This is a genomic window from Thiomonas sp. OC7, assembly GCF_900634595.1.
Lineage (GTDB): Bacteria > Pseudomonadota > Gammaproteobacteria > Burkholderiales > Burkholderiaceae_C > Thiomonas > Thiomonas arsenitoxydans.
In genome coordinates this window covers 3,089,045-3,104,540 of the sequence record NZ_LR131953.1, presented here as the reverse complement: position 1 = coordinate 3,104,540, position 15,496 = coordinate 3,089,045, and the positions used below count along the sequence as shown (strand labels likewise).

The window sequence follows — 15,496 nt, the reverse complement described above, 5'->3', positions numbered from 1 at the left end:
TTTGATGGACTCCCTGCGCGCTGAACTCGCCGTGCTGGCCGCGCGGCTGATCGTCGAAGACGGTCTGGACTACGGCACGGCCAAGCGCAAGGCCGCCAAGCGCCTGCTGGGCGAACGCGTGGCGCACGATCTGCTGCCCAGCAACGATGAAATCGAGCAGCAGGTACGCGAAGAACTCGCCCTGTTTCATGCTGACACCCAACCCGCGCAATTGCTGCAGTTGCGCCGCGCCGCGCTGACGCTGATGGAAGCGTTTGCGGCGTTCAATCCGCATCTGGCCGGGGCTGTCTGGCACGGCACCGCCAACGAACACACCGATCTGCATGTGCTGCTGTTCACCGACGACAGCAAGGGCGTGGAGATTCTCTGCATCGATCACGGCTTCGCTTTTCAGGTCAGTGAAGCCCCGCACTACGCCGGGCGCGGCCGTGTCGAACAACTCACCCTGCACTGGCCCCCGCATGACCGTCAAGCCGTGCTCGCCCATCTGAGCCTGTACCCGGAAAAAGACGTGCGCGGCGCCCTGCTGCCTGATGCGCAAGGGCGCACGCCCAGAGGCACGCTGCGTGCGCTCAGGCAACTCCTGAGCGCCCCCGCCAGCGATGGGGAAAACCCGAGACTCTGAAGCTTTTCCCCGGCCATGCACAATGCGAGCAGTCTGACTGCTACACCACCACCCCATGAACAAAGTCAATATCTGGATTTCTGCCGCCATCATCCTTCTCATCGCTGCGGTGCTCGGCAATGCCTGGTTTCAGCGTGAACGCAGCGTACCCATTGCGGTTGAAAACAATGCGGTCAAGTCTTTTTTCGCTGACAAACTCGACGATCTGCAGGGAAAATCCATCGATCTGTCGCAATACCGCGGAAAACCGCTGGTGATCAATTTCTGGGCGAGCTGGTGCCCGCCTTGCATCGCTGAAATGCCAGATTTTTCGAAGTTTTATCAGCAGAACAAAGACAAAGGCATCGAGATGGTGGGCATTGCGCTCGACAACCCCACTGCGGTGCGCAATTTCCTGAAAGAGCATCCGGTGAGCTACCCCATTCTGCTGGGCGGCATGAATGGCATCGCCCTGAGCACCAGCCTGGGCAATAAGCAGGGGGGCCTGCCATTCACCGTGGTGCTCGATGGCAAGGGCGACGTGGTGTTTCAAAAGCTGGGAAAAACCTCTCTCGACGAACTGAAAGAAGCGGTACCCTCCGGTCATTGAGCCCGCGCATCAGAGTTGCGTTCAACCATCGTTCATCCCACCCTGTTCAATCGCCCTTCCATGACCCGCATCCTTGTTCTCCACGGCCCCAATCTCAACCTGCTGGGGCAGCGTGAGCCACACATCTATGGCGCGACCACGCTGGACGATATCAATCAGTCGCTGCAAACCCTTGCCGCCGAACTGGGGGTGGAGGTGCAGAGTTTCCAGAGCAATCACGAAGGCGACCTGATTGATCGGTTACATGCAGCGCGCCTGGACGGCACGCGCTACATCATCATCAACCCTGCGGCCTACACCCACACCAGCGTTGCCCTACGTGACGCCATCGCGGCCACCGATCTGCCCTTCATCGAAGTGCATCTGAGCAATGTGTACCGCCGCGAACCATTCCGCCATCACTCCTACTTTTCCGATCTGGCCACCGCCGTCATCAGCGGTTGTGGCGCTCACGGCTACACCCTGGCCTTGCGCCATGCCGTGGTCGATCTTGGGAATCGTAAAAATTGATGGTCTAATGCGACACTTATCAGCGACTTAACGACAGATCATGGATTTACGCAAACTCAAGACTTTGATCGACCTGGTCTCCGATTCCAACGTCTCCGAGCTGGAGATCACGGAAGCCGAAGGCACGGTCAGAATCGTCAAGGCGCAGCCGCAGCCCATCATTCAATACGCGCAGATGCCCGCTCAGTTGGGATCGCAGTTTGCGTCTCAGGCCCCGATGCAATACGCCGCGCCCCAGGCCTCGCCCGCTCAAGCTCAGGCACCCGCCGCTGAAGCAGCTCCCGCCCCGGAGGCGCAAGGGCATGTGCTGAAGTCGCCGATGGTCGGCACGTTCTACCGCTCTTCTTCTCCGGGGGCGGCGCCGTTCGTTGAGGTGGGCGACACGGTCAAGGTCGGCCAGACGCTGTGCATCATCGAGGCGATGAAAATTCTCAACGAAATCGAATGCGACAAAGACGGCGTGATCAAGGCCGTGCTGGGCGAAAACGGTCAGGCCGTTGAATTCGGCCAGCCGTTGTTCGTGATCGAGTAATGGCTTTTTCAGGAAAGCGCAGGGCCGCCTCCGGTTTCTTGACTCCCCCAGGGGAGCAAACCCAGGCAGTACCGAGGCACACATGAGCGCCCGCTCCTGACCACGGCTCCTGCGCTCAACGGGCGCTTCCGCCCTTCCCTGTCATTGAACGGACAACGCGCATGTTCAAAAAAATCCTTATCGCCAACCGTGGCGAAATCGCCCTCCGGGTGCAGCGTGCCTGCCGCGAACTCGGCATCCAGACCGTGGTGGTCTATTCAGAAGCGGATCGCGAAGCGAAGTATGTACGGCTGGCCGACGAGGCTGTGTGCATCGGCCCGGCGCCCTCGGCGCAGAGTTATCTGCACATGCCGGCCATTATTTCTGCTGCCGAAGTGACCGATGCCGAGGCGATTCACCCCGGTTACGGCTTTCTGTCGGAAAACGCGGATTTCGCCGAGCGGGTGGAGAAATCCGGCTTCGCCTTCATCGGCCCGCGTCCCGATTCCATTCGTTTGATGGGCGACAAGGTCAGCGCCAAGCAGGCCATGATCCGCTCGGGCGTGCCCTGCGTGCCAGGCTCGGAGGGGGCGCTGCCTGACGATCCGCGCGAAATCACCCGCATCGCCCGCTCGATCGGCTATCCCGTCATCATCAAGGCCGCAGGCGGCGGCGGCGGCCGCGGCATGCGCGTGGTGCACACCGAAGCCGCGCTGCTCAACGCCGTGACCATGACCCGCAGCGAAGCGGGCGCGGCTTTCGGCAACCCGGCGGTCTATATGGAGAAGTTTCTGCTCCAGCCGCGGCATATTGAAATTCAAGTGCTGGCTGACACCCACGGCAACGCGCTGTGGTTGGGCGAGCGCGATTGCTCGATGCAGCGCCGCCACCAGAAGATTCTCGAAGAAGCCCCCGCTCCCGGCATTCCGCGGCGGCTGATCGAGCGTATCGGCGCCCGCTGCGCGGATGCCTGCAAAAAAATCGGCTATCGCGGCGCGGGCACCTTCGAGTTTCTGTATGAAAACGGCGAGTTCTACTTCATCGAGATGAATACCCGCGTGCAGGTCGAGCACCCCGTTACCGAACTCATCACCGGCATCGACATCGTGGTCGAGCAGATCCGCATTGCCGCGGGCGAGAAGCTGACCGTGCGCCAGCGCGGTGTGCACCTCAACGGCCATGCCATCGAGTGCCGCATCAACGCCGAAGACCCCTACAAGTTCACCCCGTCGCCCGGGCGAATCACCATGTGGCACACCCCAGGCGGCCCGGGCGTGCGGGTCGATTCGCACGCCTATGCCAACTACTTCGTGCCGCCCAACTATGACTCGATGATCGGCAAAATCATCGTGCATGGCGCCACGCGCGAGCAGGCGATCGCGCGCATGCGCATTGCCCTGTCGGAAATGGTGGTGGACGGCATCCAGACCAATATCCCGCTGCACCGCGAACTCATGGTGGATGCGCGCTTCATCGAAGGCGGCACCAGCATCCACTACCTCGAGGAATACCTCGCCGCGCGGCATACCGCCTGATAGGGTTTGAACAAATCCGCCATGACCTACCGCGAAGTCACCCTCCCTGTCAGCGAAGAGCAGGCCGACCTCCTCTCCGATGCGCTGATGGAGCTCGGCGCTTTGAGCGTGAGCGTCGAAGACCGTTTCAGCGACACGGCGCAGGAGCAGGCCTTGTACGGCGAGCCAGGCATGCCGCCGCCCAAGGGCGCCTGGGCGCAATCGCTGCTTCGCGTGCTGTTCGCCGACGAGGCCCAGGCCGACGCTGCGCTGGCCGCCCTGCTGGCCGAAGACATCCTGCCCGATCTGCAAGAGGTGCAACAGTCCACGGTGGAAGATCAGGACTGGGTGCGGCTGACGCAGTCTCAGTTCCAGCCGGTATCGATTGCCGACGCGCTGTGGATCGTGCCGAGCTGGCATGAGCCGCCCGAGGTTGCGGCGCCCATCATCCGCCTCGACCCCGGGCTAGCCTTCGGCACCGGCACCCACCCCACCACGCGGCTTTGTCTGGAGTGGCTGGCGCGCCAAACGCCAAGCCAACTCAGCGTGCTCGATTACGGTTGTGGTTCGGGCATTCTGGCCATCGCCGCAGCCAAGTTCGGCGCCGGCCCCGTGGTCGGCGTGGACATCGATCCCGACGCGGTGCTGGCCACCGAAGCCAACGCCGCGGCCAACGACGTCACCGTGCAGGCCGGCCTACCCGACAAGGTGGCTGATGCGCAATTCGACATCGTCGTCGCCAACATTCTGTCTGCGCCGCTCAAACTGCTGGCGCCCGCGATTGCCGCACATGTGAAACCCGGTGGCTGGCTCGTGCTCAGCGGCGTACTCGACCGGCAGGCCGAAGAACTCATCGCCGCCTACGCGCCCTATTGCGCGCTGCAGATCGACAAGACGCTCGATGGCTGGGTCTGCCTCGCGGGCCGCGCCCACCCCTGAACAGCGCATGGCACAGGCCACCCGCTGCCCCCACTGCCAGACCGCCTTCAAGGTGGTGCGCGACCAGCTCTTGCTGCGCGAAGGCTGGGTGCGCTGCGGCCATTGCGGCGAACCGTTCAACGCCCTCGATCACCTGATCGATCTCACCCCGGCGCCGCCCGCCGCCGCCGAGCCCCAGGCCCCAGCACAACCGACCCCGCCACCCGAAGCGCTGCCCGAACCGCTGGCAAGCACCGTGCCCGTGACGGCGGGTCTGCGCTGGAACAACATTCCACTCGATCAGCCGACTTATCAAGGTTTTCTGCCGCTGACGGCGCAGGCCTACAGCCCGGCGCCCCGGACTCCCGCGAAACAAGCGCCTGGGCGCGACGAAGAGGCCGAGCCTGACCAGGCGTTGGCACCCGCCGAATCGCCCGATGACCTTTTGCCCGAGGATGATCTTGTGGCGGACGAGATCCCGCCCTCCCAATCTGCTCACGATCCCGACGCCGCACCGCTGTCCGAGTTCAACCTGAACGACGCGCTCAACTATCAATTCGAGAGCGAAGACCTCTCGCAAAACCCGCCCGCGCTCGCCGCAAAACCGGTGGAAGCGGAGCCCGAATTTATCCGCAAAGCCCGCCGCCAGGCCTTCTGGAGCAGCACGCCTGCCCGCGCGGCGCTGGCCGTCATCAGCCTCCTGCTGCTTCTGGTACTCGCCGCTCAGGCCGCGCTGACTTGGCGCGACACCCTGGCGCAGCAATACCCGATCAGCCGCCCTTGGCTGCAACAGCTCTGCCAGATGACCAGCGGCTGCGAGCTGGCCGCTCCGCGCAACCTCGATGCCTTGGTCATCGACTCCTCCACGCTCAGCCCGGCCGACAGCGGCTTGCAACTCAGCGTGCTGCTGCGCAACCGATCCGACCGCGCCGTGGCCTGGCCTGCGCTGGAGCTGACCCTGACCAATGCGCAGGACATGACTCTGCAACGCAAAGTGGTGCAAGCCGCGCAATACCTCCCCGAAGTGCAGGCCACCCATCGCACCCTGACAGAGGGCCTGGCCGCCGGTCAGCAAGTGCAATTGCTGTTGCACCTCGAGGTCAAAGGCGCCGCCCCGGCGGGTTACAAGCTGGTGTTGTTCTACCCCTGACGGTTATTTCCGGCCCGCCGGGCTTGGCAGGTTGAAAACGTCGTCGAGCGCGGCCCGGTAGCTGTCGCTCACCATGAGCTCGTCCCATTCCAAAGGCGGCTGGGTGGGCAGCAGATCGAGGCGGCGCTGGGCGCTGCGGGCATCGGGCGTCCACTGCCCGCGCTCCAGTGCCTGATCAAGCTCGCGCAGCAGCACATCGAGCGGTCGGCCGTTATCGACCACGCTCTGGTTGCACACCAGCATGGCGTCGCATCCGGCCTGCAAACCCTGCAGTGCGGCCTGGCTGAGACTTTGACCCTCGGCCCGCGCCGCGGCCATGCCGAGGTCGTCGCTGAGTATCGCGCCGGTAAAACCGATGCGCTCGCGCAGCACGTCCCGCAGCCAGACGGGGCTGAAACCTGCGGGCAGCGCATCCACCTCGGGATAGATCACATGCGCCGGCATGACCGCGCGCAGCCCGGGCGCCAGCCATTGATAAGGTGCAGCATCGGCGCTCAGAATGGCGTCGAGGGTGCGCGCGTCGTGCGCCACGGCCAGATGCGTGTCGGCACGCACATAGCCGTGGCCGGGGAAGTGCTTGGCGCAATGCGCCATGCCAGCGCGCGCCAAACCCAGCATCAGGCTTTGCGCCAGCACCGTCACCACCCGCGCATCGGCGTGAAACGCGCGATCACCGATCACGCTGGAGCCGCCCCAATCGAGATCGAGCACAGGCGTGAAGCTGAAATCCACCCCGCAAGCCCGCAGCTCCGAGGCCAGCACGAAACCGCACGCCGCTGCGCGCCGCATGGCGCCTGGGGCATCGACCATCCAATGCGCCCCAAGCTCGCGCATCGCCGGAAGTGCCGTGAAGCCATCGGTGCGAAAGCGCTGCACCCGCCCGCCCTCGTGATCGACCGCGATCAGCAGATCAGGGCGTACCGCCTTGATCTGCGCGCACAGCGACAAGAGCTGCCCGCGGCTCTCCCAGTTGCGCGCAAACAGCACCACCCCGCCCACCAGCGGATTGCGCAGGCGCTTGCAGTCGGCGGCGCCGAGTTGCAGCCCGGCCACATCGAGGATCAACGGTGAGTGCATCAGCAGTTGCATGTCTTTCGCCTCAGTCAGGCCGAGTCACTTCGGCTACAACCATGGCCAGCGCGGTATCGGCCTCATCGGACACCGAGACCAGAAACCGCAGCGAACGGGCCGCGCACCAGTCTTTGAGCGCGTCATGCAGCACGATGATCGGCTGCCCGCTGGGAAGTTTGAGAATTTCGCAATCGCGCCAGCGCATGGGGCTATGAATGCCCAGGCCGATGGATTTGGAGAACGCTTCCTTGGCGGCAAACCGCGTGGCCAGGTAGTTGATGCCGCGCTGGCGCACCTTGGCCATGCGGCGCTCATACTCGGCCAGCTCGACGGCGCCGAGCACCCGTTGCGCGAAACGGTCGCCGTTGCGCTGCACCGCGGCGTCCATGCGCGCGATGGAGCAGACATCGGTGCCGATGCCGTAGATCATGAATGCGTTGCCACCACGCGCGCGATCACCGCCTGAAAGTCACGCACCGATTGCTTCAGCCCGACGAACACCGCATGACCGATGAGCGCATGGCCGATGTGCAGCTCGCTCACTTCAGGCAGTACGGCAATGGCGGGCGTGCTCTGCAGACTCAGGCCGTGGCCCGCGTTGGTCTGCAGGCCCAGGCTGCGCCCCAGCTTCAGGCCCGCGACGATGCGATCGAACTCGCGTTGCCGCGCGGCTTCGTCTGCGGCATCGAAGGCGTTGGCGTAAGCGCCGGTGTGCAGCTCGATGCAGGGCGCACCAGCCTGAGCGCTGGCCTCGATTTGCCGGATGCTGGGTTCGATGAACAGGGAAACGCGGCAGCCGAAATCGGCCAGACGAGCGCAGGCCTCGCGCACGCGGTCGAACTGCCCCGCCACATCCAGCCCGCCCTCGGTAGTCACTTCCTGCCGACGCTCGGGCACCAAGCAGACCATCTGCGGGCGCACCCGGCAGATGATGTCGAGCATCTCCGGGGCGAGCGCAGACTCGAAATTCAGCGGCGCCGAAAGGGTGGCTTTGAGCCGCTCGACATCGGCATCGCGGATGTGGCGACGGTCTTCGCGCAGGTGGAAGGTGATGATGTCCGCCCCGGCTTCGACCGCCTGCTGCGCCGCCAGCACAGGATCGGGAAAGCTGCCTCCGCGCGCGTTGCGCAGCGTGGCGACATGGTCGATATTCACCCCGAGCAGCGGCGCAGCATCGGAGGGGCAAGCCATTGGGTTCATAACTTGTGGAGATCAATAAGCAGCTGGCGGGTGCGCAGCATCTGTCCCGAAAGATGATAGTGAAGCAGGCTGCGCATCAACGTCTTCGCGGCCCGCGCCAGTGCAACATCGCCTTCTGCCGGCGGGCCTTCGCGCAGCGCCAGCAACACCTCGCCGCGCACCGCCAGGGCATCGGAAGCGGAGCAGGCCGACACGCCATGATCCGGGTCGACCCGGTAAAACGCATCGGGCAGCACCGGCTCGGAGGTCGCCCCTTCGAGGTGCAGGTCGGGCAAAAAACCTAGCTCGCGCAACAGCGAAAACTCAAAGCTGCGCAGCACCGGCTCCAATTCGCCCGCCGTCGCATGGGGGCGTTGCGCCAGCGCAGCAATGCCGGCGTGATAGGCGTCGAACAGACCTTCGTGAGCGTCTTCGCGAGCCAGCAGACGCACGAGCAGTTCGTTGAAATAAAAACCGCAAAGCAGGGGCAGGCCCGACAGCGGCGCCAGCCCGCCCGCCCACTCGGCACGGGTCAGGGTGCGCACCTCGCCGCGGCCGCTCCAACTGGCGTGGCAGGGCTGAAAACCCAGCAGCACGGCACGCAGCGCGGAAGTCGGCCGCTTGGCGCCCTTGGCCACCAGCGCCAAGCGGCCATGGCGGCGGCTGAACACGTCGAGCAGCAGGCTGGTTTCCTTCCACGGGTAACTGTGCAGGACGTAGATGGGCTCTTCCTGCACACGCTCCACCGAGACGCCGCGCCTGGGAGCGCGCGGCACGGGGCGCACGGCAGCCGGTTCGACGCCCAGCTCAGTCCTCATAGCCGAAGGCCCGCACGGCGGCCTGGTCGTCGGCCCAGCCCGAACGGGTCTTGACCCAGACCTCCAGAAAAACCGGTCCGTCGAACAAGACCTGCATGTCCTGCCGCGCTTCGGTGGAGATGCGCTTGAGGCGCTCGCCCCCAGCGCCGATCACCATGGCCTTGTGTCCGTCCCGATCGACGATGATGGCCGCGGAAATGCGGCGCAGATCGCCTTCCTGAGCGAACTGCTCGATGACCACGGTGCTGGTGTAGGGCAATTCGTCGCCGGTCAGACGGAACAACTTCTCCCGCAGAATCTCCGCCGCCAGGAAGCGTTCGCTGCGGTCGGTGAGGGCGTCTTCTTCATAGCCCCACTCACCTTCATGCAGGTAAGGCTCCATGATGGACAGCAGCCGGGGCGCATCGGCTTTTTTTTGCGCCGACATCGGCACGATCTCGGCAAACTTGCGCAGCTGCCCCAGTTCAGCCAGCCAGGGCAGCAGCTTTTCGCGCGGGGTGATGCGGTCGAGCTTGTTGACCACGGCGATCACCGGCCGATCGTCGGGCAAGACCTCAAGCACGGTGCGATCCTGCGGCAGAATCTTGCCCGCCTCAAGTACCCAGAGCACCAGATCGACCTCGCTCAAAGCGCCGGTGACAGTGCGGTTCATCGCCCGGTTGAGGGCGTGCATATGCTGGGTCTGGAAGCCTGGCGTATCGACAAACGCGAATTGCGAAGCTCCGTGCGTGGTCACCCCGAGGATGCGGTGCCGCGTGGTCTGCGCCTTGTGCGAGGTGATGCTCACCTTGGCGCCCACCAGCGCATTGAGCAGGGTGGATTTGCCCACATTGGGACGGCCGACAATGGCCACAGTGCCGAAGCGACGCGGCGAATCCGGGGGCGATGAGGTCATGGCGATTTGAGAGTTTTAGGCGGTCGTCGCACCGGCGAGCGACGCTGCTGATTGTGCGCCAGCGCGGGCTGCGCCGCATCGGGCGCGTGGCTGGGCTGAACGGCTTGCCCGCGGTCATCCACCAACACAGGCCGGTTACCGCGGCGCACGGGTTTTGTGCCGCCTCGGCCAATGCGCTCGATCATGCGCGTGGCAGCGTCTTGTTCGGCGCGGCGGCGGCTATCGCCCTCGCCCTCCACTTTCAGTCCGAGTGCCTCGACGGCGCACTCCACCTTGAATTGCTGCTGGTGCGCCGCGCCGCGCACGTCGAGCACGGCATAGCTGGGTAAAGGCAGACGCTGGCCTTGCAGAAACTCCTGCAACTGCGTTTTCGCATCCTTGCGGACGACGTCGGCGTCCAGCGTATCCATGAGCGGGGCGAACAAGCGGCGCATCACCTCTTGCGCCGTGTCGAAACCGGCTTCGAGGTAGATCGCGCCAAGTAGCGCCTCTACCGTATCCGCCAAAATAGATTCACGCTGGGCGCCCCCGCTCTGCAGTTCGCCCTCACCCAGCCTGAGAAACGGCCCCAGGTCGATCGCGCGGGCCACTTCCGCCAGCGCTTCGGCCCGCACCAGCGCCGCGCGCAGACGGGAGAGTTGCCCCTCGTCTTGCCGCGCTGCCTGGTGGTACAGCCAGGCGGCGGCCGAGAGGTTGAGCACCGAATCACCCAGGAATTCCAGGCGCTCGTTGTGATCCGCACCAAAGCTGCGATGCGTGAGCGCCCGCTCGAACAGTTTGCGATCGCGGAAGACGTAGCCCAGCCGCGTTTCTAGTGCCGTGCTCACCCGGGAATCAGTGGGAATGGCCGGCGTACTTGATCAGCAAGTACACCGGCCCGGCAATGTGAATTTCCTTGTTGTAGGCAAAGGAGATCACCACTTTGTCATTCACCTTGGTGATGTCGAGATCCTGCGCCGTGACGGAGGAGATGTAATCGACATCGGCCATTTTGGAATAAGCCGAACGAATATCGGCCACGGTCGGCCCGGCCTTGGCCGCCTGATCGACCGCCTTCTGAATGGCGAAATATTCCGTGGCGGTGGGTACCGCCTGCGCGCCAATGACCACGATGAACGCGAGGATGGCGCCCCAGAAAATCAACCCGATCAGGGTGATGCCACGCTGCTTGTCATGCTGCTTCATATTGGCCCCGATTTCTCCATCCGGCAATGACGATCAATGAATCAGCCCAATGTTTTTCGGTGCGCTGAAATTCATCCACACCACAAAGGCTTTGCCGATGATATTGCGCTCGGGCACAAAACCCCAATAACGTGAATCCAGCGAGTTGTCGCGGTTGTCGCCCATGACGAAATAGTTGCCGGCCGGCACCTTGCAGACAAAGCCTTCGGCGTTGTAGTGACACATATCGCGGTGCGGAAAACTTTCAGGCCCACCGATGACATAGGGCGGCGCCATCGGATTGATCATGATGCGGTGCTCGTGCGTGCCCAGCTTTTCCATGTACTGCTTGTAGTACGTCATGGTGTTGGGATCGAAATAATCGGGCAAGGGCGTTTCCTGTACCGGCTTGCCGTTGATCACCAGGTGCTTGTTTTCGTACGACACCGTATCGCCCGGCAGCCCGACGATGCGCTTGATGTAATCGATTTTCGGATCTTTGGGCAAACGGAACACGATCACATCGCCGCGCTGGGGCAGCGCGCCCGGAGTGAGGCGGGTATCGAGCAGCGGCAGGCGCAGACCGTACTCGAATTTGTTCACCAGAATGAGGTCGCCCGGCACCAGCGTCGGCTCCATGGAGCCCGAAGGAATCTTGAAGGGTTCGGCCACAAAGGAGCGCAGCAAAAACACCACCAAAATGACCGGGAACAGCCCGGCGGTCCACTCCAGCCACCAGGGCTGGCGCTGCACCCGTTCGCGCGCCGCTTCGATGTCAGCATCGCTGGCCACGGCGCCGTCTGCGGCCAGTCCCTGTTTTTGCAGAGCACTGCGACGCTCTTCTAACTGCGCCACGGCCGACTTCGCCGCGCGCCTGCGTTGCGGCGCGAAATACCAGCGCTCGGCAAACCAGAACACGCCGGTGATGACCAGAAGGATGAAAAGCAATAGGGTGAAGTTAACGCTGGGCGCAGTTTCCATACGGGATATTCTTGGGGAGTGGATCAGTCTTCGACTTGCAGAATTGCGAGAAAGGCTTCTTGTGGCACTTCGACCGAGCCGATCTGCTTCATGCGTTTTTTACCCGCCTTCTGCTTTTCCAGCAGTTTGCGTTTGCGGGAAATGTCCCCCCCGTAGCACTTGGCCAGCACGTTCTTGCGCAGGGCCTTGATTGTCTCACGCGCGATGATGTTGGCCCCGATGGCCGCCTGGATGGCGACGTCGTACATCTGGCGCGGAATGATCTCGCGCATCTTGGCCGCCACCTGACGGCCGCGGTACTGGCTCTGAGCGCGGTGCACGATGATGGACAGCGCGTCCACCCGGTCGCCGTTGATCAGCATATCGACCTTCACCACATCGGCGGCGCGGTACTCCTTGAACTCATAGTCCATCGAGGCATAGCCCCGCGACACGCTTTTGAGCTTGTCGAAAAAGTCGAGCACGATCTCGGCCAGTGGCATGTCGTAGGTCAGCATCACCTGGCGACCGTGATAGGCCATATTGAGCTGCATGCCCCGCTTCTGGTTTGCCAGAGTCATCACCGGGCCCACATAATCTTGCGGCATGTAGAGATGCACCGTGACGATGGGCTCGCGGATTTCGGCAATTCGCCCCTGATCGGGCATTTTCGACGGATTTTCTACCTCGATCACCTCGCCATTGGCCAGCATGACCTGATAGACCACCGAGGGTGCGGTGGTGATGAGGTCTTGGTCGAACTCGCGCTCCAGTCGCTCCTGCACGATCTCCATGTGCAGCAGGCCCAGAAAGCCGCAGCGAAAGCCGAAACCCAGCGCCTGGCTCACTTCGGGCTCGTAACGCAGGGCGGCATCGTTGAGCTTGAGCTTTTCCAGCGCGTCGCGCAGTTGGTCGTATTCGCTCGCCTCGGTGGGGTAGAGACCGGCAAACACCTGCGGCTGAATTTCCTTGAAGCCGGGCAGCGCCTCGGCTGCCGGACCGAGATTGTTGGGCAGCTTTTTTTCGAGGGTGATGGTGTCGCCGACCTTGGCGGCCTGCAACTCCTTGATGCCCGCGATGATGAAGCCCACCTCGCCCGTGTTCAAGGCCTCGCGCGACACCGATTTCGGCGTGAACACCCCGAGTTGTTCGGCGTTGTAGACCGCGTGCGTGGCCATCATCTTGAAACGCTCGCCCTTTTTCAGGCTGCCATCGACCACCCGCACCAGCATGACCACACCGACGTAGGTATCGAACCACGAGTCGATGATCATGGCGCGCAGCGGCGCGTCCACCACGCCCTTGGGCGGCGGCATGCGCGTAATCACGGCCTCGAGAACGTCGTCGATACCCATGCCGGTTTTAGCGCTGCAGGGAATGGCATCGGCCGCGTCGATGCCGATGACTTCCTCGATTTCTGCCTTGGCCTGCTCGGGGTCAGCCTGCGGCAGATCCATTTTGTTAAGCACCGGCACCACTTCCACGCCCAGGTCGAGCGCGGTATAACAATTCGCCACGGTCTGCGCCTCGACCCCCTGACTGGCATCGACCACCAAGAGCGCGCCTTCGCAGGCCGAGAGCGAACGGCTGACTTCATAACTGAAGTCGACATGCCCCGGCGTATCGATCAAATTGAGGTTGTAGGTTTTCCCGTCCCGCGCGACGTATTGCAGCGCCGCGGTCTGCGCCTTGATGGTGATGCCGCGCTCGCGCTCGATGTCCATCGAATCGAGCACCTGCGCTTCCATTTCCCGGTCGGACAAGCCCCCACACCGCTGAATAATACGGTCAGCAAGCGTAGATTTGCCGTGATCAATATGGGCAATGATTGAAAAATTACGAATATGATTCATGCAATAGTCCACTGGGGCGACCGCTTCGCGCCCTGCGGATCAGACGGAAACACGGGGATGAACAAGAAAAAAGGCGCGACAAGCGTGACGCGCCTTCCAACAAATCGATTTGGCAACTGCTGATGCTTGTTGGGCGGTCATTCTAACCCGGGGGCGAAACCCGGCCTGATGCCGCGTTCCGCCCTGTTGATCGCCTCAGTTCTGCGGCCGGATCAGGACGTACAAACCCGATTCGCCGCGCCGCGCCAGCACCGCCACCTGCTTGCCAACGGGCAGTTGCGCGCTGATGGCATTGAACTGGGTGGCACTGCTGACCGCGGTGTTGCCCACCGCCAGCACCACATCCCCCACACGCAGACCGTCGCGTGCCGCGCCCTCGCGCACAGCCTCGACCAGCACGCCGCCGCTCACGCCGAGCTGACGCTTTTGGGCATCATTGAGATCGATGACTTTCACCCCCAACGCATTGGCCTTGCTCACGGCTTCGGGCTTTTGCTCCTCGGCTGGCTTGGCGCCGGGCTTCTTGTCCATCACCCATTCGCCCACCTTGACGTTGAGCGTCAGGGTCTTGCCCATACGCAGCACCTGCATGGGCACGGTGGAGTCAGGCTTGGTTTCGCCCACCAGACGCGGCAGATCGTTGGCCCGCTCCACCGGTTTGCCGTTGAAGCTGGTGACAATGTCGCCCACCTGCACACCAGCCTTGTCCGCCGCGCCGTCCTTCTCGACCACGCGCACCAAAGCACCCCGCGCCTGCCCGAGTCCGAGGGACTCGGCCAGATCGCGGCTCACGCTGTCGATCTGCACCCCGATCTTGCCGCGCACCACATAGCCCTGCTTCTTGAGCTGCTCGACCACGCGCATGGCTTCGTCGATGGGGATGGCAAAGGAGATGCCCATGAAGCCGCCGGTCCGGCTGTAGATCTGCGAATTGATGCCGATGACGTTGCCGCGCATATCGATCAGCGGGCCGCCGGAGTTGCCCGGATTGACCGCTACGTCGGTCTGAATGAACGGGGTGTAGTCGCCGGTATCGCGCCCCTTGGCGCTGACGATGCCCGCCGTCACCGTGTTCTCGAGCCCGAACGGCGAGCCGATGGCCACCACCCACTCACCCACCTTGACTTTGGAGGAATCGCCGATGTGCACGGCGGGCAGCGCTTGCTTGGCATCGATCTTCACCAGCGCCACGTCGGTGCGTTTGTCAGCGCCGATGAGCTTGGCCTTGAACTCGCGTTTGTCGGTCAACGTGACCATGATCTCGTCCGCCCCGTCCACGACATGGGCATTGGTCATGATGTAGCCGTCCGGGCTGACGATGAAGCCCGAGCCCACACCCGTGGGACGCTCTTCCTCTTCATTCTGCGGGCCGTTCTTGCCCCCCTTCGGGCTATCGGGCGCGGGAATGGGCACCCCAAAAAACCGCCGAAGCAGCTCGCGGGTCTGCTCGTCCATCTGATCGCCGCTGCCCACGGGCACCTTCTTGTAGGTGCGGATATTCACCACGGACGGACCGGCCTTCTCCACCAGCCCGGTGAAATCCGGCAGGCCGCAGGCCACGCAAGACTGCTGCGGCGCCGAACCGGCCGCCTGCGCAGAAACCGCGATACCCGAAAAGGCCAGCAGACCCGCACTCAAACAGCTCAACAAAACTTTTTTCACCGATTTCTCCCTGATACATTGCGCCTGAGATCAGGCATGGCACTGCAATTGATTCCATCATTTCATCCGCTCGCGGG

Annotated in this window: 17 protein-coding genes; 7 read left to right on the top strand and 10 right to left on the bottom strand. The window is 63.3% G+C overall.

The features are described from left to right. Positions 1-4 precede the first annotated feature (4 nt). The 7 genes from BIO17B3_RS14880 (at position 5) to BIO17B3_RS14850 (ending at position 5,817) form a co-directional block, all read left to right on the top strand. Positions 5-625, top strand: a complete 621-nt coding sequence (locus BIO17B3_RS14880; protein ID WP_156054618.1) for a hypothetical protein — start codon at positions 5-7, stop codon at positions 623-625. A gap of 55 nt (positions 626-680) precedes the next feature. Continuing rightward, positions 681-1,214 carry a TlpA disulfide reductase family protein gene (locus tag BIO17B3_RS14875; RefSeq protein WP_013123901.1) on the top strand — a complete coding sequence of 178 codons (534 nt, stop codon included), beginning with the start codon at positions 681-683 and terminating at the stop codon, positions 1,212-1,214. Between the two features lie 60 nt (positions 1,215-1,274). Further along, on the top strand, positions 1,275-1,724 hold the full coding sequence (gene aroQ / locus BIO17B3_RS14870; RefSeq protein WP_156054617.1) for a type II 3-dehydroquinate dehydratase: 450 nt from the start codon (positions 1,275-1,277) through the stop codon (positions 1,722-1,724). A 40-nt stretch (positions 1,725-1,764) separates the two neighbouring features. Beyond that, positions 1,765-2,256 carry an acetyl-CoA carboxylase biotin carboxyl carrier protein gene (accB, locus tag BIO17B3_RS14865; protein ID WP_156054616.1) on the top strand — a complete coding sequence of 164 codons (492 nt, stop codon included), beginning with the start codon at positions 1,765-1,767 and terminating at the stop codon, positions 2,254-2,256. Positions 2,257-2,417: 161 nt separating this feature from the next. Then, positions 2,418-3,770 carry an acetyl-CoA carboxylase biotin carboxylase subunit gene (gene accC, locus BIO17B3_RS14860; RefSeq protein WP_013106657.1) on the top strand — a complete coding sequence of 451 codons (1,353 nt, stop codon included), beginning with the start codon at positions 2,418-2,420 and terminating at the stop codon, positions 3,768-3,770. 21 nt (positions 3,771-3,791) lie between these two features. After that, positions 3,792-4,688, top strand: coding sequence for a 50S ribosomal protein L11 methyltransferase (prmA, locus tag BIO17B3_RS14855; protein WP_156055303.1), 897 nt, complete (start codon positions 3,792-3,794; stop codon positions 4,686-4,688). Between the two features lie 7 nt (positions 4,689-4,695). Then, entirely contained in the window at positions 4,696-5,817 is a 1,122-nt protein-coding gene (locus BIO17B3_RS14850) for a zinc-ribbon and DUF3426 domain-containing protein (protein WP_156055302.1), read from the top strand. 3 nt (positions 5,818-5,820) lie between these two features. On the opposite strand, the gene nagZ is transcribed toward BIO17B3_RS14850, so the two are convergent. The 10 genes from nagZ to BIO17B3_RS14800 all read right to left on the bottom strand — a co-directional run bounded on the left by nagZ (position 5,821) and on the right by BIO17B3_RS14800 (position 15,419). Continuing rightward, positions 5,821-6,906, bottom strand: coding sequence for a beta-N-acetylhexosaminidase (gene nagZ / locus BIO17B3_RS14845; protein WP_172979005.1), 1,086 nt, complete (start codon positions 6,904-6,906; stop codon positions 5,821-5,823). A gap of 10 nt (positions 6,907-6,916) precedes the next feature. Further along, a complete protein-coding gene (gene acpS, locus BIO17B3_RS14840; protein ID WP_013123907.1) occupies positions 6,917-7,318 on the bottom strand; it encodes a holo-ACP synthase in 402 nt (133 codons plus the stop codon). Further along, on the bottom strand, positions 7,315-8,079 hold the full coding sequence (locus tag BIO17B3_RS14835; RefSeq protein WP_172979006.1) for a pyridoxine 5'-phosphate synthase: 765 nt from the start codon (positions 8,077-8,079) through the stop codon (positions 7,315-7,317). Before BIO17B3_RS14835 ends, acpS begins: the two co-directional genes overlap by 4 nt. Before the next feature lie 5 nt (positions 8,080-8,084). Beyond that, positions 8,085-8,885, bottom strand: a complete 801-nt coding sequence (recO, locus tag BIO17B3_RS14830) for a DNA repair protein RecO (RefSeq protein WP_156054614.1) — start codon at positions 8,883-8,885, stop codon at positions 8,085-8,087. Beyond that, a complete protein-coding gene (gene era / locus BIO17B3_RS14825; protein WP_013123909.1) occupies positions 8,875-9,780 on the bottom strand; it encodes a GTPase Era in 906 nt (301 codons plus the stop codon). The genes recO and era overlap by 11 nt, the downstream gene beginning before the upstream one ends. After that, positions 9,777-10,607 (bottom strand): ribonuclease III, encoded by an 831-nt coding sequence (gene rnc / locus BIO17B3_RS14820; RefSeq protein ID WP_156054613.1) that lies wholly within the window; start codon positions 10,605-10,607, stop codon positions 9,777-9,779. Before rnc ends, era begins: the two co-directional genes overlap by 4 nt. 7 nt (positions 10,608-10,614) lie before the next feature. Next, positions 10,615-10,965, bottom strand: a complete 351-nt coding sequence (locus BIO17B3_RS14815; RefSeq protein ID WP_013106666.1) for a DUF4845 domain-containing protein — start codon at positions 10,963-10,965, stop codon at positions 10,615-10,617. A 33-nt stretch (positions 10,966-10,998) separates the two neighbouring features. Then, the gene (gene lepB / locus BIO17B3_RS14810; protein WP_013106667.1) at positions 10,999-11,925 is read right to left on the bottom strand and encodes a signal peptidase I; all 927 of its coding nucleotides are present in this window, start codon (positions 11,923-11,925) and stop codon (positions 10,999-11,001) included. 23 nt (positions 11,926-11,948) lie between these two features. Beyond that, complete coding sequence (gene lepA / locus BIO17B3_RS14805; RefSeq protein ID WP_156054612.1) at positions 11,949-13,757, bottom strand: translation elongation factor 4; 1,809 nt, start codon at positions 13,755-13,757, stop codon at positions 11,949-11,951. A 195-nt stretch (positions 13,758-13,952) separates the two neighbouring features. Further along, entirely contained in the window at positions 13,953-15,419 is a 1,467-nt protein-coding gene (locus BIO17B3_RS14800; protein WP_156054611.1) for a DegQ family serine endoprotease, read from the bottom strand. Positions 15,420-15,496 lie beyond the last annotated feature (77 nt).